The sequence below is a fragment of the Planktothrix agardhii genome (genome assembly GCF_904830935.1).
GTDB classification, from domain to species: domain Bacteria; phylum Cyanobacteriota; class Cyanobacteriia; order Cyanobacteriales; family Microcoleaceae; genus Planktothrix; species Planktothrix agardhii.
The window spans coordinates 2,436,882-2,460,799 of record NZ_LR882952.1 but is presented as its reverse complement, the minus strand read 5'-3'; the positions used below and the strand labels follow the sequence as shown (position 1 = coordinate 2,460,799).

The window sequence follows — 23,918 nt, the reverse complement described above, 5'->3', positions numbered from 1 at the left end:
GGCGGTTTTAAGTGGTTAAAACTACTTGTTTGCACTCTTGGCAAGATCAACGACTTTCCCAAAGGTTTGAGGATCTAAAACAGCAAGTTGGGCTAACATTTTACGATTTAGTAAGATATTGGCTTTTTTCATATTGCCAACTAACTGACTATAGCTAATTCCGTTAATCCGAGCCGCGGCATTAATCCGAGTAATCCATAACCGTCTAAAATCACGTTTACGGTTACGGCGATCGCGATAGGCATTTTTCAACGCCTGCATGACTCTCTGATTCGCGGTGCGGAAGTTAGTAGACTGACAACCCCGAAATCCTTTGGCAAGTTTCAGTATTTTTTTGCGGCGTTTGCGAGCAACATTACCGCGCTTAACTCTGGTCATTTACGTTTGTTTCCTTTAATAAAATTCGTTTAGAGGCTTACAAATAGGGCAGCATCAAACGCACGTTATCTGTTTGAGTCTCACTCACCAGCGCCATCTTAGACAGATTCCGTTTGCGAGCGGAGCTTTTATGCTGTAACAAATGGCTTTTGTAAGCCTTACGACGCACAATTTTTCCGCTACCAGTAACTTTAAATCGTCTGGCTGCGGATTTCCGAGTTTTGAGTTTGGGCATGGATTCGCCTAAATTCGACACAGCCTATAATTTTATCATAGGAGTTGATATTCTCACAAGTCCTGAGTTTTAGAGTTTGGGGTTTAGCTTCTCGTGTTCGACTTCAACAACCGTATGCACATTCCCCCTGGGGTTAAAATCCCCTCTAATGCTGACTTCTAAGGGATCGACGGCGGCAACAAAATCATCTAAAATCTGGTTTATCGATTCTTCGTGGGAAATATAGCGATCGCGGTAACTATTAATGTACAGTTTGATCGATTTTAATTCCACCACCCGCTCATTGGGAAGATATGTTAAATAAATCTTGGCAAAATCGGGATATCCAGAAAAAGGACATTTACAGGTAAATTCGGGTAAGATAATCTCAACGAAATAGCGACGACCAATTCTAGGATTAGGAAAGGTAATCAATTGTCCTTCCTCGATTTCCCGTTCACCATATTTTGATGCTTCTGGACTGGCGGTGGCAGATTCTGTGGGTTCGGAGTAAGAGTGGCTCATAGTTAGGATTCAACAGTAACTCTTTAAAGTGTAGTGATGGCAGGGTGAATTTTTCTGCAATTGCTGGAAAAAATTCGTTCAAATAGTTCTAATCACAGGTATTGTAAAACATAATAAGTTTCTAATAAAATGTTCACCCTCAATTACAAGTCGTCCTATGCAAAATGCTGACGCCTCTAGTCCTAATCCGTCAGTGGCATCGAATAACTACTCTCCATCAATTCCCATTTCTATCTATCGGGAAGTTACGGCGGAGTTGCAAACCGTTCAATCTCAACTCCAAACGCTCAAAACCCAAAATCAACAGCTAACCCAGCAAAATCAACAACTTAGGCAAGAATTAGAAAACGTTGTACAATCTGCCATTGGGTTGCACCAGGCTATTAATAAAGCCCAAAGCATCAGTCAGGGCAAAAAATCTCAATTTTCATCCCCAGGAGCAAGTTCTTTTAGCGTTGAAATTCCGACCCATATCGGAGCAACTTCCACGACTTCCCCCATGATGGAAATTTCCCCCTCAATTAAACTTGAACCGAGGGGAAATGAACCCAGTTTTCCGTTTTCTGAGTCTCCCAAACCCCCATTAATTCCAGAAATAGCACAACCTTTATTTACAGAACCAACAGAGGCCCGGTTACGCCCGATGTCTAAATCTCAGCGTTCTGAATTGAGCGGGTTTTGGTTAATTATATCAATTGTTTTGATTGTAGTAGTCGCCTTTGGTGCTGGTTATTGGATTGTTCGTCCTCTGTTGAACCAACAGCGCTAGTATGAGAGGTAATAGGTAATAGGTAATAAGTAAGCGGAAGGAAAACCCTCCGCCAATACTGTTTCTGAAGTTGTAGATATTAATGCAACTTTCTAAGAATTAATCAGCTTATCGAGTGGCTGTAATGTAGTTTCCAGAAGGGACATTGATTGTGTTAGCTCGGTGTTGGTATGAATAGTTTCACTATTGAATTTTAGGAAATTATCAATACCAACGAAAGGATGAGAAACACAATCCTTTGTTTCGATTTGACTTGACTCGGATAACCGATGAACGGGTTCTAACCGCGAGTTCCAGTTTCAACTAAAGTTGCTAAAGATTCTTCGCTGATTGAATCTGGGATCTCAGTCTCGTCTGGTTCATAACCGCGTTTGAATTCTCTCGATCTTACCTGTTTGGCTTGAAGCGCGGTTTCTAGAAACTTAATGGCTCGCTGAGGATTGCCTGCTCCACAAAAGAATAAGTCAGCAGCGAAATAGCCTAATTCTGGCCAAGTGTGAATAGCAATGTGAGACTCAGCCAAAGTGGCTGTTGCAGTTACTCCGTGAGGACTAAACTGGTGTACACATAAGTCGATGAGGGTAGCCCCCCCAGCAGAAATTGCATCAAGCATCGCGCGACGGATGCGTTCGGGATCGTTCAGAAGTTCTGCAGGACACTGCCAAGCGTCAACGACCAGATGGGTTCCCAATTGTTTCATTCTTCGGGTTTTACCTCCACCCTAAAGTGTATCAAACCTTTCAATCCTACCACACATTTTCAGAAATTGTGCAAGGGTTTGAACGAAACTGCTCCGAACTTCTATGAATAGCTGGCGCCGTTAGGCATAATCGCTCCTTCCAGGCTGACTTTGTTTAGGTGATCAATATTGAGACTCGCACCGATTAAGTTAGTCGCACAGAGATTAGCTCCGGTTAAATTTGCTCCTTTGAGGGAAGTCAAAAGCAGTCCGGCTCCGGTGAGATTAGCATGGCTCAAGTTCGCCCCGCGCAAATCGGCTCCTAAGAGCGTCGCACCTTCTAAGTTGGCGCCACTGAGGTTAGCCCCGCGCAAATTAGCCTTAGTCAAATCGCTGCGTCTTAAATCAGCATTCTGTAAGTTTAAACCGTTTAAATAGGTATCTTTAAGATTTGTGTCTTGGAGGCAAGCTCCTTTTAAGTTGGCTCCGTTTAAGTTACTGCCACTTAAATCCGCCCCTTGTAAGTTAGCAACTGAGAGGTTAGCCACACCCAAATTAGCCTCCCGCAGACTAGCCTCGCTCAGATCGGCATGACTCAGATTAGCCCCACTCAGATTACCTTGGTTTAGGTAAGATCGGACTAATTTAGCATGGCTTAAATTAGCTCCACTGAGATCAACTTCAGTTAAAATGGTTCGAGTTAAGTTAGCACCACTTAAATTAGCGCCGCTTAAAATTGCTCGGCTGAGGGTTGCCCCGACTAAAATTGTATCGGTGAGTTTGCAACCATTTAGGAGACAGGCTGAAATTAAACTGGCTCCGGTGAGGTTTGCCCCAGTTAAGTCTGTTTCGGACAAAATCGCACCACTGAGCATAACTCCACTGAGGTCAGCATTGCGTAAAATACTATTGGTCAGACTGGCTCCACTGAGATTGGCTTCAACTAGAACGGCCATGGTGAGGTTAACTTGACTCAAATCAGCCCCATTGAAATTCGCTCCAATTAGGCGGGCGCGAGATAAATTAGTTCCTTGTAAGTTGGCATTACTAAGATTAATTCGATTCAAATTTTCCTGTTTCAAGCAGGCTACCATCAGATGGATGCCACTAAAATTTCTCTCTCCTGTAGCATATCGAGTTAATAACTTATCGACATCGATGCTTTCATTAGCCTTCATAAAAAATGAACGGTTTTATTTAATGTGTAAATAGTGGAAAATGACCATGAATTGCTTTAACACAGTTCATGGCAAGGGAAAAAATGCCAAATAATGCTTATTAGTCTGTGATCATAGATAAATCAACCTAGACCAGATTCAGTCTAAATTCTTTGTGGGAATCTAACTGTATCGGACGTTGCTACTTAACTACATTCAGGTGAATGGCTAACCCCAAAGTGAATCGGGCTTAACTGGTATCACCCGCAATATAGGTGTATTGGGCGATTAATCGCCAGATTATTGCTAAACAGAATTGCTGAAAATCATAGTGCGGCTGAAGTGGAATATCCCGCAGCATATATAAAATAATACAAGAACGAAAGTGCTCAGAAGTCTTAGATAGGACTGGATAACCCTTGATTTGGGATAACCCAAAAACGGGTAAACTAACCGAGCTTGGGTCGAATGTCGGTTTCAGATGAAAACGACGGGCTAAAAGTCTAACCCGGAAGAAACTCCTCCATCGCTGTTGATTTGGGATATTCATAGGATGTTTTAATCCTAAACCCTTTCTTCCTAATCCGGTGACAGGTCAGGCAAAATTGCCTGACCTCAAGGGTTAGGGGTTTTCTACGGGCTAGGATCAAAGGTTAACTGATCTTTTTACCTCGATTGATCAAAATTGTTTCTTAAACTAATCATAATCGCTGGAGGCTCAACTCGGCAAGGTGGGTTTTTCAAGTTAGGTTGGATCTGAGTCAAGCTAAAAGTGTTAAGGACTGAATCACTAAACAGGGAAAGCCTCCATACTAAGATTAAAGTGTGATCGCTTTCAGGAGGTTTTATGGAAATTCGCGGTGTCTGGTTAACGAATACGGATAGTCGAGTCATGTTTTCTCGACAGACCATTGCTGAAGCGATGGAATTCTTGGTGGAGACAGGTTTTAATGTGGTGTTTCCGGTGGTTTGGAATAAGGGCGTTACTTTGTATCGCTCTCAGGTGATGGCCCAAACCTTCGGGATCGAAATCGATTTCTATTCTAAGGGGCGTGACCCGTTACAGGAAGTGATTGAGGAAGGTCATCGGGTGGGGTTAGAAGTAATTCCCTGGTTTGAATTTGGGTTTGCGAGTTCCTATCAACAAAATGGGGGCCGAATTTTATCTCAAAAACCTGGCTGGTCGGGGATTAATTCTACGGGGGGATTAGTTGTTAAAAATGGGTTTGAGTGGATGAATGCTTTTGACCCAGAAGTACAAAATTTTGTTCTAAGTTTAGTCTTAGAAGTGGTGAGAAAATACGATATTGATGGGGTGCAAGGGGATGACCGGATGCCTGCAATGCCCTCGGAAGGAGGGTATGATCCGAAAACAATTGCTCTTTATCGGCAAGAATTTGGGCGTCAACCTCCGAGCTATCATAAAGACCCCCAATGGGTACAATGGCGGGCGAATATCCTAACAAATTTTTTAATTCGTTTACGTCGAGAAGTTAAGGCAATTAAACCAAATTTGTTGATTTCCATGGCTCCTAGTCTTTATAAATGGGGTTTAGATGAATATTTACAGGATTATATTGCTTGGATTGATCAAGATTTAGTTGATTGGATTCACCCTCAGTTATATCGGCGCAATTTTTGGAGTTATAAAGGGTTAGTTGATCAATTAGTTGATGTGCAGTTTAGGGATTGGCAGTTACCCAAACTTTCTCCAGGGATTTTAGCAAAAATCGGTTCCTATTGCATTACGGCGGATGATTTATTGAAGTCAATTGACTATAATCGGTTTAAAGGAGTTCAAGGAGAAATATTTTTCTTTTATGAAGCCCTAAGGTTGAATAATAATGCCTTGGCTACAGCCTTGAAAAAAGGCCCTTATGCTATTCCTGCTAAATTGAGATAGGGGAAAGCCAGGGGAGCAGGGGATAGGAGGAGCAGGGGATGTAAACTCCTTCTATTACCCATTCGTAATTCGTAATTCGTAATTCGTAATTTCTAGGTTTTTTTGTTTTTAAAGATTTTACCAATATTGATTTGACTTAAATTATCATATTTATAACGGAGAAAAATTTATTGCTGAAGCAATATCTAGTATTTTATCTCAAACCTATTCGGCATTATCAGCTATTTCCCCCTCCATTTCGTCAGCAAGCGGTATTGATCTATAATTCTATCCAATGGGGTTTACCAACCCAACCAAAACCCTGTGATGATTGTAAATTCATTTTGATATTAAAGCCCTGAAGGGCTTACTACGAGTTTTGCTTCGATCATCATTCTTACAACATCGGGCATTTTATATTTTGCTTTCCATCCTAACTTTTGTTCTGCTTTACCCGGATTTCCTCGACCTACTGCAATATCCGTAGGTCGTAATAAATTACTATCAGATTTAACACAGGTTTTCCAATCTAATCCCACACAGGAAAAAGCTGTTTCTATAAATGATTCTAAGGCATAAGTTTCTCCTGTTGCGATCACATAATCATCTGGCTCTTGCTGCTGCAACATTAAATACATGGCTTCTACATACTCTGGAGCCCAACCCCAATCTCGTTGAATTGAAATATCCCCTAAATAAAGTTTATCCTGTTTTCCGGCTGCAATATCAATAGCTGCTTTAATAATTTTTTGCGTTACAAATCGTTCGGGACGCAGGGGAGATTCATGGTTAAATAAAATCCCAGAACAGGCAAATAAACCATAGGCTTCTCGATAGTTGGCGACTTCCCAAAAAGCCGTTGCTTTGGCTACAGCGTAGGGACTGCGGGGACGGAATGGAGTATTTTCATCGGCAGGAAGTCCTTTTGTATCGCCAAAACATTCACTGGAACTAGCATTATAAAGTTTAATTTTAGCGCCTGTAAATCGAATCGCTTCTAATAAATTTAATGTGCCAATTGCCATGCTTTCTAAGGTTTCTACAGGTTGTTCAAAGGATAATCCTACTGAACTTTGACCTGCTAAATTATAGACTTCATCGGGTTTAACTTTAGTCAAGATTTGCAATACACTTCTAAAGTCCGTTAGACTCATAGATTCTAATTTGATTTTTTCTCGAATTCCCAAGCGGGATAAATTGCTAAAGGAAGACATTTGAGCATCCCGTGATGTGCCATAAACGGAATAACCTTGTTTTAACAATAGGTCGGCTAAATAGGCCGCATCCTGTCCCGATACCCCACAAATTAATGCTGTTTTCATAAATAATTTACAATGCCTGATCAAAACTATTATATGGGTTCGGGGCGGGTTTTGGGAGATTATTTTTGGGTATTAAAGGTTAACTCGAACCCGCCCCTACGGATAACGACTAACAATCCCTAAAATTCGTTCCATTGCATATTTCCATTCTGGGGATTGACTTAAAGTAGAAGCATCCAAAGGATGGTTTTTATAATTGGATAATCGCACAAAATCATTCACCCATTCTAACACAGATTCGGTGGCAAATTCAAAGGGGGAGTATTTTAAAGATTGTTCAAGAAAATTAACCATTTGAGATAGATTACCTTGGGTATAATAATACCAAGCATTCCAAAGTAATGAAGCATATTTGAGGCGATGATTAAGCTGTTTTACTTCTGTTTTAGTTAAGGGTAAATTGATCAAGTCATCTTCCTGGGGAGAAGTTAAAGCAATTTCTATAATTTCTAGGGTTTGTTTTAACATCCGGTCTTCTTTAAAGAGTTCTTCTGCTCGTTGTTTAGATGCTACACCCATTTTAGATAATAATAGAGGATTAATTGCTAATTCTTGAAGACTTTGAACAAGTTCATTAACCGTTTTTTCGGGATCAATATTAGGATCACTTAACAGTTTTCCCGTATCTCCTAATCCTTCGGGAATACCACCCGCAGCCGAGGCGATAATGGGTAATCCTTTTGCCATGGCTTCCATAATAGCAAAGGAGGGGGCGGCTTCTGCTAGGGAGGTTAATATAAAGATATCACAGGCATCTAACCAGTCGGGAATATTCCATATTTGCCCTAAGAATATGACGCGATCGCTAACTCTTAAATCCTCAACTTTTTGCTTTAATTCATGTTCTAAATCATGATCACTTCCCTGTCCTGTTCCTGCCCAAACAAAGTATAATTTTTCCCAGATAGAAGTGTGTTTTAATTTAGCGATCGCTTCTAACTGAAACCGATGTCCTTTAATCGGTGCTAATCTTGCCGTTGTTAAGCACATAATTCCATCTTCAGGAATACCAATTTCTTGCCGTAACCGTTGACGAGTAGATAAATTAGGCGAGGTAAAATATTTTTCTGAGCGCCCATAATATACTACATTTCCTTTATTTTTCGGTAAGCCAAATTGGTCTTGTAAAATCTGAATATGTTCGTAAGCTGCGGTATTAAAGGTACGCGAAGAACCATATTGATATAATACTCCTTTGGCGTAGGGAACACCATCTCCCATGGTAAAATTAATATGTTCTGGCATCGCTAATCCCAAGGCGATCATATAGGGAATATTCCGTTGAATTGCAGTTTGTTTAGCGGCAAAATGGGAGTAAGGCCAGCCATCACTAAAAATAATAAAATCGGGTTTAATTTCATCATAAAGGGTTTCTGCATCTTGGGTATTTCTGAGAATTCGCGGTAAATCTTTACTGGTACTATAGTCTAACCAATATTGCTGAATTCCTAACTCTTTTTCTTCCTCAACTAAGGGGTTATGATGTTGGGGTCTAACGGCCGTTACCCGATAGCCTAATTTAGCTAATTCACAAAGAATTAAATGATCGTATTGGGCTAACCCGCCAATACCAGGATCATCGGTATTTATTAATAGAATATGGGGTTTATTCGAGGCAGGAGTTAAGGTAGATTTAGGTCGGGGAGTAAGTTTTGGATTCATAATTTTATGGATAACAGTTTGCCATTCCTGAGACTTAATTAAAGCATAGATATCTATTTTTTCCCCATAGTCTGACGCAATATTTTGAAACCCATCAAGCCATTGAGAAATTGTTTCGGTTAGAGGAGAAAAGGTATGTTTTATAGAGTTCTCTAAACAATATATCATCAAATCGGGATAACCATCTCGATACATTCGCCAAGCCAACCATAACCAACGCTCATAACTTTCTTTCTGATGTAATTTACGAATTTGATCAGGAAGATCGGAATGATCAAAAAATTGATTCATAACAATTTCAGTATTTTTAATAACTTTTAATCCCCCCGACATTAAATTATTATCATGTTGACGGTAACAGGCATGAATTTCTTTAAACCAAACGGTTTTACATCCCATTAAAGAAAGGCGTAAAACAAAATCTAAGTCTTCCGTGGGGGGATAACGATGATCAAATCCTCCCACTTTTTCCCACCATTTTCGGCGTAAAATCATAGCACTTGGACGTACACATTTATGTAAAACCCAAGTTTCTAAATTCAATTCTGGTGCGTGTACCCAAGGCTTAATGACACTCACTACAATTCCTTTTTGATTAACAACACACCAGCCACTTTGGATAAAATCAATACTAGAATCAGTATCAAAAATAGCGACCTGTTCCGCTAATTTTTGAGGTAAGAAAAAGTCATCTCCATCTAAAAAAGCTAAAAATTCTCCTTGTGCAATTTCACAGCCATGATTTCTAGCTTTTGCTGCTCCTTGATTATCTTGATAGATATACTTAATTACGGGGAAAAAAGGTTTGAGAATTTCTTGAGTTTGATCTTGAGATCCATCATTAATAACAATAACTTCATAATTAGTATAGGTTTGTTCGAGAACACTTTTTACACATTGCTCAATATATTTCTCACAATTATAAGCGGGAATAATCACACTCACCCTAGGTTTATTTTGTGGTGCATTTTCAGTAATTAATTGTTTCCATTCGGGTAAATTATAGAAATTTTCTAAATCAATTTCATAACCATAACCACGACAATAACCAATAAATCTATGTACCCAATCAGAAATAGTAATCGCTACGGTATAAGGAGTATAAAGTAAAGATTTTTGGAGAAATTTAGCCATTTCTTCAAGATGATTGGTATGATATAAGTGCCATGCCATCCAAGTAAAAGTTTCATATCGAGCGGGTTTTTCCAGTTGCAAAATTTCATCAGATAAATTAGGCTGACTGAAAAAATAATCGTGAAGTGCTACAATTAAGTTAGCCCTTTCTCTAGCTTTTTGATTAGAAACAGTTTGCTGATGTTGCCGATAATTAACGGTAATTTCAGGGAGCCAAATGGCTTCATATCCTTGTGATGCTAAACGCCAAATAAAATCAACATCATCGACTCCATTAAAACGAGAATTAAATCCTCCGACTTGCTGCCAAGATTCTCGTGTAAACATTAAAGAGCTAGGTAAAATTGGAGTTCTTGTTATCCAAGTTTCTAGGGTTAAATCCGGTAAATCATGCCAAGGTTCAATATCAGAAATGTTATGATTATTTTGATCAATTAAACGCCAACCACTATTGACAATAGCTATATTTGGGTTAGTATTAAAATAGGCAACTTGATGGGCTAATTTTTCAGGTAAAAATACATCATCTTGATCCAGTAAAGCAATTAATTCTCCTCTAGCTTCCTTAATTCCCCTATTTCTGACGGCTGCAACTCCCTGATTAGATTGCACAATATAACGAATTATAGAGGAGTTCCGGTGTGTATCTAAATAGTGTTGTACAATTTGAGGTGTGTTATCCGTTGAACCATCATCAACGATAACAATTTCATAGTTTGAGTAGGTTTGACTCAAAACACTGTCGATGGCTTGGCTAAGGTAGCGATCGCCATTATAGGTAGGAATGATAACACTAACTCGAGGAGATGAACTCAACATAAATTTCAAATTTTAGTGAATCAATCTGTTATTATAAGTCTTATTGAGATCGATAATCAATTATTTTAAAAAAAGTAAATTGAGGAGCAATGATAAAAAATAAGCCATCGGGACAACATGATAATTTCGGAAAACCCCCTACAATTGACAAAAGGTTAACAATTATCGGAATAAATTTTAATGAGTTTTGATTCTAACTGCTTACAGCCAGACTCCATTTCAGTTTCCAGTTTATATGAACAGGCGGAACTTTATAGAAATCAAGGAAATTTAGAAGATGCGATCGCATTTTATCAAAAAACAATAGAACTTGATCCTAACTTTTCCTGGGCCTATCATCAACTGGGAGATATTTTTTCCCAGCAGAATAAATGGACAGAAGCCATTGTTGTTTATCATCAAGCGATCGCCCTTAACCCTGACTTTTCCTGGTCTTATCATAACCTGGGAATGGCATTAATTCAACAAAAACAATGGGATGAAGCAATTTTAGCTTACTCTAAAGCAATTGAAATCAACCCTAATTTTTGTTGGTCATATTATTATTTAGGAGAGGTTTTTTATCAACAACAAAATTTGCAAGAATCTGTGAATGCTTATTTTAATGCTTGGAAAAAAAATCCAGATTTTTCAGAGAGTTTAAATCGAATTGGAGAAATACTTCAAGCTCAAGTTAAGAAGGGATTAGATCCGGTAATTAATGATTATTGTTCGGTAGTAAATGAACCTGATAATAGTAAAATTTTATCAACTGATTTTGAACTTTATATCAAATTGGCAGAAATTCTAACTCAAAATAACTACGAATTTGCAGCCCTTATATTTTACCAGATTGCCTGGCAAATTCAACCTAATAATTTAGATATTTCTCAAAAAATAGAAACTATTTTAGAGCAAAAAAAAGTTTTAGATCAAGAGGTAGAAAAATGTCGGGATGCTGTGCAACAGAAACCCAATGATCCCCAAGTTTATTATAACTTAGGAATGGCTTTATTTCGCAACCAACAGCCGGATAAAGCGGTTTTTTCTTATCTCAAATTTTTAGAACTTAAACCCGATCTATTTCTTTGGAATTATCAAAATATTGTTGATTTAATAGCAACACAAAATCAAGTTATCACAGCGATTAATATTGTTAATCAAGGGATTGAAAAAAATCCAGAGTCCTCTATTTTATACTTAAATTTAGCCGTATTATATACTGCTCAAGGAGATTTACAATCTGCGATTCAATATAATTATATTGCGGGTCAAAAAATCATCCCTAAATTCCGTCCACAATGGCAGAATATTTCAGCACTATTAAAACCTGTTAATCACCTAGATTATTTAATAATTGGAACCCAAAAAGGTGGGACAACTTCTTTAAATTACTATCTTTCTGAACATCCCAATATTATGTCCTCAATGATTAAAGAAATGCCCTTTTGGTCAAATCAAGTTCATCGAGGTTTGGAGTGGTATTTTTCCCATTTCCCCCCCATTCCTCCTAACTATCATTGTTTAGTAGGAGAAGCAACACCAATAAACTTTAATTCTCCAGAAGTAGCCGAAAACTTAGTTAAATTTTTTCCGAATGTTAAATTAATTTTATTATTAAGAAACCCGATTGACCGAGCGGTTTCCCACTATTATCATTGGTTAAGTTTAAAATGGGAATTATCTTGTTTTGAAGAAGCAATTCAACGGGAAATAGATCAATTAGAGGATCAAACCATTGATTTTTGGAGAAAACTCCATCAACCAAACTTTCAAGGATATTTAGCTAAAGGGTTATATATTTATTTCTTAGAAAAATGGATCAAAGTATTTCCTAGGGAACAGTTTTTAATTTTAAGCAGTGAACAATTCTATGCAAACCCCGACCAGGGAACAACAGAAGTCCTGAAATTTTTAGGTTTACCGGAATATCATCTTTCAAACTATCATCAATATAATACCCGACCCTATCCCTCCATATCTGAAGCAACTCGGACATTACTCAATCATTATTTTCAGCCTTATAATCAGCAGTTAGAGGAGTTTTTAGGAATGCAGTTTAACTGGAATTAGATTAGATTTATGTTATAATTATAATCTGTCTAGCTAAATCCATATAACAACCTATTTTAACTTAAATTTATATTTTTTTAATGTCAATATCACATCATGATTAGAGAACCTGATAAAATCAAATTGGAAGATCAGTTTAATTTAGGAAATAAATTTTTAGATAATGGCAAAATTGATCAAGCAATTGTTTGCTATTGTTACGCCATTGAATTTAATCCAACCTTTGATCATCCTTATTGTCAATTAGGGTTGGCTTTAAGTCAAAAAGAGCATTTTACAGAAGCAATTTTAGCCTATCAAAAAGCCATAGAATTAAATCCTGATTTTATTTGGTCTTATTATGCTTTAAGAGAAGCTTACCAAGCCGTTAAACAGGAAAACAAAGCAGTTTCTACTTATCGTCGCTTTATTGCTATTAATCCTAAAATTGCGGCAGGTTATTTTAATTTAGGAATAATTTTAAAAGAAATGGATGTAAATATTTGCAAATTATCCCCATTGATGTACTTCAAAAATACTTGAATTTATCCCCTGATTTACTAATAAATAATCAAGATTATCCCCACGCTCAGAAAATATCAATTTACCCTCAAAGTTTAGTAAATTTTAATCCTCCAAACGGAATATTAGGAAAACCTAATTTTAGGTTGTTTCCTAACTCTATGCTATCCTCAGAAGCGTTTGTTGCAGTCATCCCTAATGGACGAGGGTGGGGAGATGCTTTAACATCTGCTGTTATGACTTTAGAGGGTCAGTATTATTAGTTCCATCTCCTGTTCATTGGAGTCATTTAAAGTCTTCAAAATGGGGAGTAAATTTTATTAAAAATAAGTTTCTTTCCCCTAGTATTAATTCAAATAATTATTCCCGACGAATTTATATAAGTCGCCAAAATGCTAACTGTCGAAAAGTTATCAATGAGTCGGAGTTTTTACCCTTTTTAGAAACATTAGGTTTTCAAACGCTTTGTTTAGAATATTTACCTTTTCAAGAACAAGTTGGTTATTTTGCTAATGCAGAAATTATTATTGCACTCCATGGGTCAGGATTAACTAATTTAGTCTTTTGTCGTCCTAATACAAAGGTGATTGAGTTTTTATTTCCTGAATGGGAGACTTCTTATTATTGGCAACTTTGCAATATAGTTGGCTGTGAATATTACTGTTGTGTCGGTGAACCGATAGATGATGAAGGATTAAATTTTATTCCAATTTTTGACAATATAAAAATTAAATCTTATACTATTATTGAACTTTTAAAAATTGCAAAAGTTATTAATTAATTATGACTCATTTTAACGATAATAATACCAAAAATAATTCACAAATAGCAGAATCTCATTTAATTTCTGCAAATCAATGTTTAGAAGATGGAAACCCTGAACTAGCTTTATTTTTCTATAATCAAGCCATTGAATTAAATCCTGATAATGACCATATTTATTATAAATTAGGTCAAACTTTAATGCAGTTAGAACGTTATGAAGATGCAATAAATGCTTATTCTAAATCTATTCAAATTAATCCTGATTTTCCTTGGTCTTATAATAGTTTAGGAGAAGTATTAATTAAATTAGAACGCTGGGAGGAAGCGATCGCAGCCTATACTCAATTTATTAAATTTAATAATAATTTTTGTTGGGCTTATTTTGGTCTAGGAGAATCTTTTTTTAAATTAAATCAGATAGAAAAATCTATTAATTATTATGAAAAAGCAATTAAATTTGAGCCTACAAATTGCTGGATTTATATTAAATTAGGGGATGCTTTATTAAAATTAGACCAACCAGAAAATGCGATTAAATCTTATTCTCAAGCAATTCAGCTTAATCCAAATATAGATTGGTTTTATGGGAAGTTAGCGGAAACTTTCTTATCTCAAAATCAGTTAGATAATGCAATTCAAGCCTACCAAAATGCTATAAATATAAATCCCCAAAGCTGGCATTATATAGAGATTGGAAAAATTTTAATTCAACAGGAACTATGGGATCTTGCTTTAGATTATTTAATTAAAGGATTACAAATACAGCCGGATTATCATGAGGCTTATGATTATATTTCTACCATTTTTAAACAAAAAAATCAACTATTAGATGCAATTCTTTGTGAAGTTCATCATCAATTACCAATCCGCTTAATTCAAAAAATATTTAATTTATCCGATGATCATTTTATTACCACTCATACAGAAAAAAATCTAACTAAAATTCCGGTTTATCCGCTTAGTAATATCGAACTTACTCCCCCTAAATTTATCGAGGGAAGTCTTAACCCTCATTTTCAATTAACCTCAATTAATTTCCCAGAAACCTTTGTTTATAGTATCCCTCAAGGTAAAGTTTGGGCGGATACATTAACCAGTGCTGTTCTCAATTCAGAGAATCAATTAATCACAGATTTATCCACCGGAAGTGCGGCATTATTGGTTAATTCTCCCCATCTTATTGTGACACAAAATATAGGTAAAATAGTGGCATTTTTATCGGTAAAATGGGGTGAAAATTATTATCATTGGATGTTTGATATTATTGCTAGATTTGGTTTATTATTACAACATTTTTTAATTGAAGAAATTGATTATTTTGTAGTAAATCGTTGTCAATTAAACTATGAACAGGAAACTTTAAAGCTATTAAATATTCCCGCAGAAAAGATAATTGAAAGCTGCAAAAACCCGTTTCTAAAAGCAGATAAACTTTTAATTCCGTCCTATTCTCATGCAACCTCCAGGACACCTAAATGGGCTTGTAATTTCTTGAAAAATTTGTGTCTAAACTATCCAGAAAACTTAGAATTATTGCCTTTAGAAAGAGTTTATTTAAGTCGAAGTCAGGCATCCTATCGTCAAGTGGATAATGAAGCAGAAGTGATTTTGTTTTTACAGCAATTTGGATTTACAGTCTTGAGTTTAGAAACTTTATCAGTCAGACAACAAGCCTATTATATGGCAAATACTAAAGTCATTATTTCTCCCCATGGAGCCGCTTTAACCAATTTAGTTTTTTGTTCCCCAGGAACTCAGGTGATTGAGTTTTTAATGCCAAATTGGACGCTATCTTGTTATTGGGAATTAAGTAATATTGTGGGTTGTGATTATTACTGTTTATTTTGTGAACCTGCCGATTTTGGTCGTTCTCCGACGGATGGCTCTCAAAATATTAAGGTCAATTTGGATTCTCTTTTAAAATTAATGCAATGGGCTGGAGTTGTTTAGGGATAGGGAGCAATTTTTATGCTTTTGGGAGATTTGACTAATAACCAACTAAAATAATCTGAATAGGGTTAAAAGAGTTAAAAATTATGATTAAATCTTGGATGGTAATTGGAGGAGTGGCGTTTTTAGTCGCCCTAGCCAATAATATTCTATTAACCTCTGATGACATCCGATGGTTTAATCGCTTAACCCGTCCCAGTTGGTTAACCTTTGAAAAAGCAATTCCTTTAATTTGGATAATCGTTTTTATTGCGGGGGCTTGGTCAGCAATTTTAGTCTGGGAAGCCGAACCCGGAATATCCCAAACCTGGGTATTAATGGGATTTTATCTATTAGTAGAATTAGTGATTTTGTCCTATACCCCGGTCATGTGTAAAGCCAAAAGTTTACGGGTCGGAACAATATTAGGAGGGACAGGTTTTATTTTAGGCTTGATGTTAATGGTGAGTGTTTGGCCAGTATCTCAAACCGCAGCCTATTTACTCCTCCCGTTTGTCCTCTGGAGTCCAATTGGAACCTACACCACCTGGGCTATGATCCCCCTAAATCCCCTAGATACTTAAAAAATCATCAGCCACCCAATTGCAGCAATTACGGGTGGCTGATGAGAAATAAGGGTTAACATTCCCCCATTATTGGGTGCGCTTTTGCTCCGTTCAAGACAGAGACAAAGTACGACGTTTAGTAGTCATCCGATAGGCTTCGATAATATCGCCCATCGCCCAGTCGTTGAAGTTATCCAAGGCGACACCGCACTCGTAGCCAGCATTGACTTCCTTAGCATCCTCTTTCATCCGTTTCAGGGAGTCGAGGACACCTTCGTGAACCACTTCATTTTTCCGGCGAATTCGGACTTTACAGTTCCGAATCACTTTACCCGACAGCACATAACAACCAGCGATGGTATTGCGTCCCACGGGGAAAATCGCCCGGACTTCCACTTGACCTAGATGTTCCTCCACCAGTTCCGGTTCTAATAGCCCTTCCATGGCAGCCTGGACGTCATCTAAGAGGTTGTAAATGATGTTGTAGTCTCGGATGTCAACTCCGGCGCGATCGGCAGCTTGACGAGCACCATGGGCTAAGGTGGTGTTAAATCCAAGTAAGACCGCATTACTAGCCGCGGCTAAGTCAATATCCGTTTCCGTAATTTCACCCGGGGCCGCTAACAGCAGTTGTAGTTCCACCTCTTTCTGAGGCAGTTTCTTCAGGGCTCCAACGATCGCTTCTATAGATCCTTGAACATCCCCCTTCAGGATCAAGTTCAGTTCTTTCAACTCACCCTGTTGAGCACGGGCGGAGAATTCACTCAGACTGATCCGACCCTTGATTAAGCGGGTTTCCCGTTTCGTTTCTGCCCGTTGGGTGGCCAAAGCCGAGGCTTCTTTTTCACTTTCAAAGACCTCGAATTCATCCCCAGCCGCCGGGACATCCCGCAGACCTAAGACCTCAACGGCAAAGGAAGGACTGGCATTATCAACCCGATCGCCTCGGTCATCCACCATCGCCCGGACTTTACCCAGGACGGAACCCGCCACCACAATATCCCCAACTCGCAGGGTACCATTTTGTACCAACAGCGTCGCCACAGGGCCACGGGACTTGTCAAGGTGAGCTTCAATAATCGTTCCTTTCGCGGCTCGGTCAGGGTTGGCATAGAGATCTTCCACCTCCGCCACTAACAGAATCATTTCTAGGAGAGTATCAAGGTTTTCTCCCCTGATGGCACTGACGGGAACCATAATCGTGTCACCGCCCCATTCTTCAGGAACCAGGGCAAATTCCGTTAACTCCTGTTTCACCCGATCAGGCTGGGCACCTTCCTTATCAATTTTGTTGATAGCAATAATCATCGGGACTCCGGCAGCCTTAGCGTGACTAATGGCTTCAATGGTTTGGGGTTGGACTCCATCATCGGCGGCCACCACCAGAATTGCCACATCCGTAACTCGTGCGCCCCGGGCTCGCATGGCGGTAAAGGCTTCGTGACCCGGAGTATCGAGGAAGACCACTTGCTGGGTTTTGCCCTCATGTTCCATATCGACATGATAGGCTCCGATGTGTTGGGTGATGCCCCCAGCCTCTCCTTGAGCCACTTTGGTTTCGCGGATCGCATCGAGGAGGGTGGTTTTCCCGTGATCGACGTGACCCATGATCGTGACCACCGGAGGACGCCGTTGCAGATGCTCCAGATCCTCTGCGTTCAGCATATTGTCGGGCTTGATAGCACCGGATTTGAGTTTTTCGTTTTCAACTTCAACGCCGAGGTCTTGACAAATTAACAGAATTGTGTTGTAGTCGAGGGTTTCGGTAATATTAACTGCAATCCCTTGGGAAAACAGGCGTTTGATAATTTCCGTTTCCGGCAAGATTAAGGCAGAGGCGAGTTCCTGAACAGTCATTGGCCCAGGTACGATGACTTTCTCCGGGCGTTCAGCCTTGGGTTTAGCCTCCGTCCGGCGCGTATTGCCTCCTCCAGAACTCGAACCCCGACTGGGTGCGGGTTTTTTCGGTCTAACCGTTATCGCTGCCACACTTTGTCCGGGGCTGGCTTTGGGTTTGGGGGGACGGGCTAGGGAGACGCTAATCATGGCGTTGTTGGCATTCAGCAGAGACAACGCATTCAGTTCATCGTCGTCGTCCTCATCTAAGGAGGGTTTAGCCCGTCGCTTGGCTTTGAGTTTAGCCGCCTTGGTTTTAGCGGTATCTACAACTTCTTCTTCTTCCTCCTCCCATGCTGGCCCGCGTTTTCCAGTGCGGGGGGGGTTCGGCCGAGTCAGGGTTACAGCCCGTTTTGGCCGTTTGACTAAATCATCGGTGGTGGCTAAGGGTTCCTCCTCGGCACCCTCGGTCGATTCTCCATCCTCATCAATCACTTGAGCCGCTGGCTTACGGGACGGAGGAGCCTGTAAATCAGAAATTGAGCGGGGTCTGGGACTGCCAACTTCTTTACGGGGCGGTCTTCGGCCCTCTGAATCTTTTTCTTTCCCTTCTGGGGTAGTTTGTTGAGATTTGGGAGTCGGTTTTTCGGGAGAGTCCGGTTTAGACTTTGACTCAACGGGTTTAGGCGTTGGTTTATTTGTCTTCAAAACGGGCTTATTTTTAGAAATGGCTGCTGGTTCCGGGTTCACACTGATACTCACGGGAACTGGCTCTGCAGGTCTAATAGGGGGAGCAGAAAGAGGTGCGGCTTCCAATGGGGATGAATCAATCTGTTCAGATGTTTCTATTTCCCCGACAGAAACCCCCATGGCCATATCTTCGGTTTCTGAGGCCACTTTCTCGGCTGTTATGGGGGAAGATTCCGTTTCCGCTTGAGCCGGAGCAGTGGGTTTTGATAATACAGGTCGATTTAACGTGGGTTTCACAGGCGCTTTTGAAGAAACAAGTGATTTAGGTGGGGTAGCAACAGAAGCTGATTCAGAGGAACTCGCCTCATCGTAGGGGGGGGAGGACTCGAAGCTCGACCGAATTTTGGGCTTCTGGATCTCTAAAATTTCTTGCCGTTTTTTGTCGCTGGGTGCGATCGCTGATAATTTCGCATTAGGAGGAGATCCGGGTGCTTTTCCTTCAAGCTGACCCGGGTTCGGATGAGTTGCGACGTATTTTTCAATGCGTTCTTTATCTGATTCTGAAATCGTGCTACTGTGGCTTTTAACTGAGATATTTAGCCGTTCACACACCGCTAAGATGTCCTTGTTATCCAAATTAAGTTCCCGTGATAGTTCGTAAATTCTGACTTTGGCGTTGTTCATCCACTAACCCCTCTTCGTACCTACCCATGGTTTGATGTTTACATAGTTCGATTTACTCTTACAACAGTAACCCGCACGTTTTAAATAACGATATCATCTGCTCTGGTTATTTAAGTGTCAAGGATGCAGATGTAAGGTCTGCTTTGACAGTTCTTAATTTTATTTTAATTTTTGGTGAAATCTAATTCCTCAAATCTTTAGTATTGCCTTTATCAAGTTAGCAGATATTAACCGGATGGTGAATAATAATCAATTTAGTTACTCAGTCTACTCTATTCTGCTTTAACATAAACCTTCTAGTCCTCTATCTGGAGAGTAGGTTTGCTGATTGAACAGAAAGATATTGTTGAGCAACTCAAGATCTTCAGATCCCAGGCAATTTTTCCCACCCTTCCCTACCAAGTAGGACATGGGGATCAATTCCAGGTTAATCTAAACGCTGCCATAGGCCTTGATAAACTTCCTCTGACACCGATATTCGGAGTGCGTGTCCCAGTCGATTTTTTTTCTGAGCCACCTTCAAACAATCTGGGTTAGGGCAAAGATAGGCCGAACGACCCATGCCATGATCCAATTGTACCTGATCTGATGAATAGAGCCTGACAAATCGCCAGAAGCTTTCTTTTGCCCCTAATCGGCGACAAGCCACACAACGACGTTGATTTTTCATGGGCTTGACAGTTATAGCGGGTAATGGGTTTTGGGTAATGGGTAATAGAAAGAGTTTACCTGCCCTGCTCCCCCTACCTCCGGTACTCCCCCTGCTCTCCTATTCCTCCTTAAATTCATCATAGTTGCGATCGTTGATCGCATCCTGACGTTCGAGTTCTTCGGCGATTTTTTGATCTTCGGCTGCTGCATCATATTTAGCCGTATCCTTAATATCAATTTTCCATCCCGTCAACCGAGCAGCGAGACGAACATTTTGCCCCTCCTTGCCAATGGCCAAACTCAATTGATCTTCAGGAACCAGAATATGGGCGCGACGTTCATCGGGATTGACTAAACGAACTTCATCGACTCTCGCCGGACTCAGGGCATTAGCAATATAGGTGGCTGGGTCAGGAGACCAGCGAATCACGTCTATTTTCTCGCCCCGCAGTTCGTTCACCACCACTTGAATCCGTGACCCCCTAGCCCCAATACAGGCTCCCACAGGATCAACATCTCGATCGATGGTATCTACTGCTATTTTAGTCCGGGGGCCGACGTGACGGGAAGGAGGGTTGGCTTCCCTGGCCACGGCCACAATTCGCACCACTTCATCCTCAATTTCTGGGACTTCATTGGCAAAGAGATACACCACTAACCCGGCATCGGCCCTGGATACTAATAATTGGGGCCCCCGTTGGGAACCTTGGGAGACTTTTTTCAAATAGACCCGGAAGGTGGCATTGGCGCGGTAGTTATCATTGGGCAGTTGTTCCCGTTTAGAAAGTTCCGCTTCCACACTGGTGCGACCAAAACCACTGGCTACTTCCAGAATCACCGACTGGCGTTCAAATCGGAGGACTTTGGCTTGCAATACCGTGCCTTCAAGTTCTTTAAACTCCTCCTGAATCATTTTGCGCTGCTTATCCCGCAGTTTTTGAGCTAAAACCTGTTTAGTTTGGATCGCTGCCATCCGACCAAATTCCCCTTGATCCGGGGTAACATCTAGGGTGACGGTATCCCCTAATTGGGCTTCGGGAGCGACTTCTCGCACGTCTTTTAAGGCAATTTGATGATCTTGGTTGCTAACTTGTTCAACAATGGTTAAATTTTTGGCTAAGACTCGAAATCCTTCTTCATCGACATCGAGTTCGACATCAAAATTATCAAAATAATCTTCACTAAATTGGGTCTGAATTTCGATGGTACGACGATAGCGTTCATACCCTTTTAATAGAGCTTCTCGTAGGGCTTCTTCTACGGCCTGTTTCGGTAAATTCCGCTCTTGAGAAATACCATTAATCATATCTTGTAAACCGGGCAAACTCACCATTGACATAGTTTTTATCCTCTAAACTTTATTTTTTGTTGATCACACAGATGAATTTTTCAAAGAAAATTGGGGAAGTACACCGCCCGAAAGGTTAAATCACGATCGGTTAAAATCTTTAAGGGTTAAAATCTTTACTCCTCGACACTTTCATCGAATAACACTTCCGTAATTAATTCCCGGGGAATGGCTAGTTGTCGTCCTTTTTGGCTTAAATAAACCGCATTTTCATCCCGACTCACCAGTTTTCCCCGTTGTTGAGAATGACCTTTGTAGGGTTCTGATGTTTTAACAATAATGGAAAATCCTTTAAATGAAACGAATTCTCGATCACTGGTTAAAGATTCCGAAATTCCGGGGCTGGAAATCTCCAACACATAGGCATCGGGAATAATATTGCTGGTCTCTAATTCCTCATCCAAGGCTCGACTCATCCGTTCACAATCTTCCAATCCGGTATCCTGACTGGGGTTGCGGATATCTACACGCAGCACAGGCGGTTTCTGATTGGTGTAAAAGGTTGCCCCGACCACTTCCAGTCCCAATGTTTGGGCGATGGGGGTGGCGATGTCGAGAATTTGGGGGATCAGAGGATGAGCCATAGTTGACGTGAATGCTAGAGTCTACAGGGGTTATGAGGTTAACTGCCATTAAAAAAGTGGGGTCAATCCCACTCCAGATCGTGAAACAGTGTCTCCTCACCAAGCCAAAGACGAACCCTGTGGTTCGCCTCTTGTTCTAGTTTAGCTTAGAGCGAAAGCAATTGCTAGATATCGGGTTTCGAGTTTTGCTCTCGGGTCTGGGATCAGTTCTATTTATTCGGTTCCTTTGATGTGTCTTTGTTCCTTTAATTTAGCAAGAACTTGTTCAAAGTTAGATTCATCCACTTGCTGAATATAGTTGATTTTGAATTCTTCTAAGAAGTCAATTAACAGGGTTTTAATTTCCTCTAATCCCTGTTCTTTTTGCAGTTCTTCTCCTAAAAGTTTATTAAAATTTTTAACCAGTTGATTAGATAATTTTGTTCCCACGGGATCATTCATGGCTTTGGCCACGGTTTGATAGGCTTCCTGGGGCCCCTCCGTGGCTAATTTAGAAAGTTCGGTAATAATTCTTTCTTGAATCTGTTGGGGAATTTGTTGTAACCCTGGAATGGTTTTAAACTGTTGAATTACCGGAGATTGTTCGATAACCTGTTCTATATTGTAGCGCAATAATGCTTCAATGTCAAGTTCTAATTTAGGAATAACTTTATAAACAACAACCTGAATTAAATGATTGCCGATCGCTTCTATTTCATTAACATTATTAATGTCTAAATATGGTTTATCTTGATTCAAAAATAGTTGTTTAAAAACATCACCTCTCCTAATTTCACCTTGAATCTGTTGAATCACTTCAACCACCACAAACTCCGTTAATTCCCGAGCAATGGCGGCGACAAATCCCCTGGTTATTTGGATTCTAATGGGTTCTAAACTAATAAAATGTACCTGATTTAAACGAATCGTTACCGGAATAATTCGTAATAATCGAAAAATCGGTAAAAACAAAAACACATCATACCACCGCCATAACATCGCATCAAACCAAGTTACCTTAGAATAACGACGACTAATTAAATAGGTTCTCGCTAAAAATTCTAAAATAAAAATGATAGTAAAGGGTAAATCAACTTTCCAAAACGTGCGGGTAAATTTTCCGTTTTCCGAGATACTGCGATAATAGTTTGTCGCCACTAACGGTCTAATATTTCTCTCAAACCATTTCATCTCTTGATCATAACCGTTTTGTCTAAGATAAGATGAAGACCAAAATATATTAAAAGATTCTTTTGCAGAATTATTGGGATTTTTGATATGATCTCGCATCCGATTTTTAATTCGTTCTAAACTTCCACTTCTCTCGGCAATAGCAAAGGGATTTTCATTGATAATTTCCTCACTTTGATTTCTTAACTTTCCTAATATTTCATCGGTTTCAGGCGAATATAAGCTGGTTTCAGCTATCGTAACTTTTAACTGTTCAATGGTCTCTAAATATTTTTCTGTGATTTGATGGGGTTCAATGCCTTTGATCGGATCATAAACTTGAGTCACAACTGGAATATAGTTAAAATAGTAATCTCGCAAATCCGTATAACTCATGTCGAATAAAACCAACCCGTAGTTCAGCGTCGCAACCATGACCATCAACTGTTCAAACCAGGGAATATTTTGATTTTTTTTAACAGAAACAGTGTTTTTCACAATTAGCACCGATTATTAATAACGTTTTCAGGTATTATAGTTGATAATTACGAATTACGAATTATTAATTACGAGTTATTAATTCGTAATTGGTTTAACAGTTAATACAGTTCACCAATAAAAT

Annotated in this window: 20 protein-coding genes; 7 read left to right on the top strand and 13 right to left on the bottom strand. The window is 39.6% G+C overall.

Features of this window, described 5'->3' with window-relative positions; genetic code table 11:
* Window positions 1–21 precede the first annotated feature (21 nt).
* From rplT to queF, 3 genes are all read right to left on the bottom strand, one after another.
* Window positions 22–378: a 50S ribosomal protein L20 gene (rplT, locus tag NMG88_RS11470; protein ID WP_042155199.1), complete on the bottom strand. Its 357-nt coding sequence runs from the start codon at window positions 376–378 to the stop codon at window positions 22–24.
* Between the two features lie 37 nt (window positions 379–415).
* Entirely contained in the window at window positions 416–613 is a 198-nt protein-coding gene (gene rpmI / locus NMG88_RS11465) for a 50S ribosomal protein L35 (protein ID WP_071782700.1), read from the bottom strand.
* A 69-nt stretch (window positions 614–682) separates the two neighbouring features.
* On the bottom strand, window positions 683–1,117 hold the full coding sequence (gene queF / locus NMG88_RS11460; RefSeq protein ID WP_026788367.1) for a preQ(1) synthase: 435 nt from the start codon (window positions 1,115–1,117) through the stop codon (window positions 683–685).
* A 157-nt stretch (window positions 1,118–1,274) separates the two neighbouring features.
* Between queF and NMG88_RS11455 the strand changes: the two genes are divergently transcribed.
* On the top strand, window positions 1,275–1,886 hold the full coding sequence (locus tag NMG88_RS11455; protein ID WP_042155201.1) for a hypothetical protein: 612 nt from the start codon (window positions 1,275–1,277) through the stop codon (window positions 1,884–1,886).
* Between the two features lie 280 nt (window positions 1,887–2,166).
* Here the strand turns inward: NMG88_RS11455 and speD are convergent, their stop codons facing one another.
* From speD to NMG88_RS11440, 3 genes are all read right to left on the bottom strand, one after another.
* Window positions 2,167–2,586: an adenosylmethionine decarboxylase gene (gene speD / locus NMG88_RS11450; RefSeq protein WP_026788369.1), complete on the bottom strand. Its 420-nt coding sequence runs from the start codon at window positions 2,584–2,586 to the stop codon at window positions 2,167–2,169.
* A 101-nt stretch (window positions 2,587–2,687) separates the two neighbouring features.
* Window positions 2,688–3,743 carry a pentapeptide repeat-containing protein gene (locus NMG88_RS11445; protein WP_042155203.1) on the bottom strand — a complete coding sequence of 352 codons (1,056 nt, stop codon included), beginning with the start codon at window positions 3,741–3,743 and terminating at the stop codon, window positions 2,688–2,690.
* Between the two features lie 229 nt (window positions 3,744–3,972).
* Window positions 3,973–4,272 (bottom strand): hypothetical protein, encoded by a 300-nt coding sequence (locus tag NMG88_RS11440; protein ID WP_144390475.1) that lies wholly within the window; start codon window positions 4,270–4,272, stop codon window positions 3,973–3,975.
* A gap of 297 nt (window positions 4,273–4,569) precedes the next feature.
* Between NMG88_RS11440 and NMG88_RS11435 the strand changes: the two genes are divergently transcribed.
* Window positions 4,570–5,625 carry a glycoside hydrolase family 10-like protein gene (locus tag NMG88_RS11435; protein WP_042155205.1) on the top strand — a complete coding sequence of 352 codons (1,056 nt, stop codon included), beginning with the start codon at window positions 4,570–4,572 and terminating at the stop codon, window positions 5,623–5,625.
* A gap of 329 nt (window positions 5,626–5,954) precedes the next feature.
* Here the strand turns inward: NMG88_RS11435 and NMG88_RS11430 are convergent, their stop codons facing one another.
* Together NMG88_RS11430 and NMG88_RS11425 are read right to left on the bottom strand one after the other, a co-directional pair.
* Window positions 5,955–6,926 carry a GDP-mannose 4,6-dehydratase gene (locus NMG88_RS11430; RefSeq protein ID WP_227365272.1) on the bottom strand — a complete coding sequence of 324 codons (972 nt, stop codon included), beginning with the start codon at window positions 6,924–6,926 and terminating at the stop codon, window positions 5,955–5,957.
* A gap of 96 nt (window positions 6,927–7,022) precedes the next feature.
* Window positions 7,023–10,541: a glycosyltransferase gene (locus NMG88_RS11425; protein ID WP_235766327.1), complete on the bottom strand. Its 3,519-nt coding sequence runs from the start codon at window positions 10,539–10,541 to the stop codon at window positions 7,023–7,025.
* Between the two features lie 180 nt (window positions 10,542–10,721).
* Here NMG88_RS11425 and NMG88_RS11420 point away from each other — a divergent pair, with 180 nt between their 5' ends.
* The 5 genes from NMG88_RS11420 (at window position 10,722) to NMG88_RS11400 (ending at window position 16,372) form a co-directional block, all read left to right on the top strand.
* Entirely contained in the window at window positions 10,722–12,593 is a 1,872-nt protein-coding gene (locus tag NMG88_RS11420) for a tetratricopeptide repeat protein (RefSeq protein ID WP_254034702.1), read from the top strand.
* Between the two features lie 96 nt (window positions 12,594–12,689).
* On the top strand, window positions 12,690–13,115 hold the full coding sequence (locus NMG88_RS11415) for a tetratricopeptide repeat protein (protein ID WP_042155216.1): 426 nt from the start codon (window positions 12,690–12,692) through the stop codon (window positions 13,113–13,115).
* Window positions 13,116–13,302: 187 nt separating this feature from the next.
* The gene (locus NMG88_RS11410) at window positions 13,303–13,875 is read left to right on the top strand and encodes a glycosyltransferase family 61 protein (RefSeq protein WP_227350918.1); all 573 of its coding nucleotides are present in this window, start codon (window positions 13,303–13,305) and stop codon (window positions 13,873–13,875) included.
* Between the two features lie 2 nt (window positions 13,876–13,877).
* A complete protein-coding gene (locus tag NMG88_RS11405) occupies window positions 13,878–15,809 on the top strand; it encodes a tetratricopeptide repeat protein (RefSeq protein WP_254035428.1) in 1,932 nt (643 codons plus the stop codon).
* A gap of 86 nt (window positions 15,810–15,895) precedes the next feature.
* Window positions 15,896–16,372 carry a TspO/MBR family protein gene (locus tag NMG88_RS11400; protein ID WP_042155220.1) on the top strand — a complete coding sequence of 159 codons (477 nt, stop codon included), beginning with the start codon at window positions 15,896–15,898 and terminating at the stop codon, window positions 16,370–16,372.
* A 93-nt stretch (window positions 16,373–16,465) separates the two neighbouring features.
* On the opposite strand, the gene infB is transcribed toward NMG88_RS11400, so the two are convergent.
* The 5 genes from infB to NMG88_RS11375 form a co-directional block, all read right to left on the bottom strand.
* On the bottom strand, window positions 16,466–19,564 hold the full coding sequence (infB, locus tag NMG88_RS11395) for a translation initiation factor IF-2 (RefSeq protein ID WP_254033847.1): 3,099 nt from the start codon (window positions 19,562–19,564) through the stop codon (window positions 16,466–16,468).
* A gap of 427 nt (window positions 19,565–19,991) precedes the next feature.
* Window positions 19,992–20,234 (bottom strand): YlxR family protein, encoded by a 243-nt coding sequence (locus NMG88_RS11390; protein ID WP_071782506.1) that lies wholly within the window; start codon window positions 20,232–20,234, stop codon window positions 19,992–19,994.
* A 99-nt stretch (window positions 20,235–20,333) separates the two neighbouring features.
* Window positions 20,334–21,554 (bottom strand): transcription termination factor NusA, encoded by a 1,221-nt coding sequence (gene nusA / locus NMG88_RS11385; RefSeq protein WP_026796866.1) that lies wholly within the window; start codon window positions 21,552–21,554, stop codon window positions 20,334–20,336.
* A 125-nt stretch (window positions 21,555–21,679) separates the two neighbouring features.
* Window positions 21,680–22,147, bottom strand: a complete 468-nt coding sequence (rimP, locus tag NMG88_RS11380) for a ribosome maturation factor RimP (protein ID WP_026796867.1) — start codon at window positions 22,145–22,147, stop codon at window positions 21,680–21,682.
* Between the two features lie 213 nt (window positions 22,148–22,360).
* The gene (locus NMG88_RS11375) at window positions 22,361–23,794 is read right to left on the bottom strand and encodes a hypothetical protein (protein WP_227358053.1); all 1,434 of its coding nucleotides are present in this window, start codon (window positions 23,792–23,794) and stop codon (window positions 22,361–22,363) included.
* Window positions 23,795–23,918 lie beyond the last annotated feature (124 nt).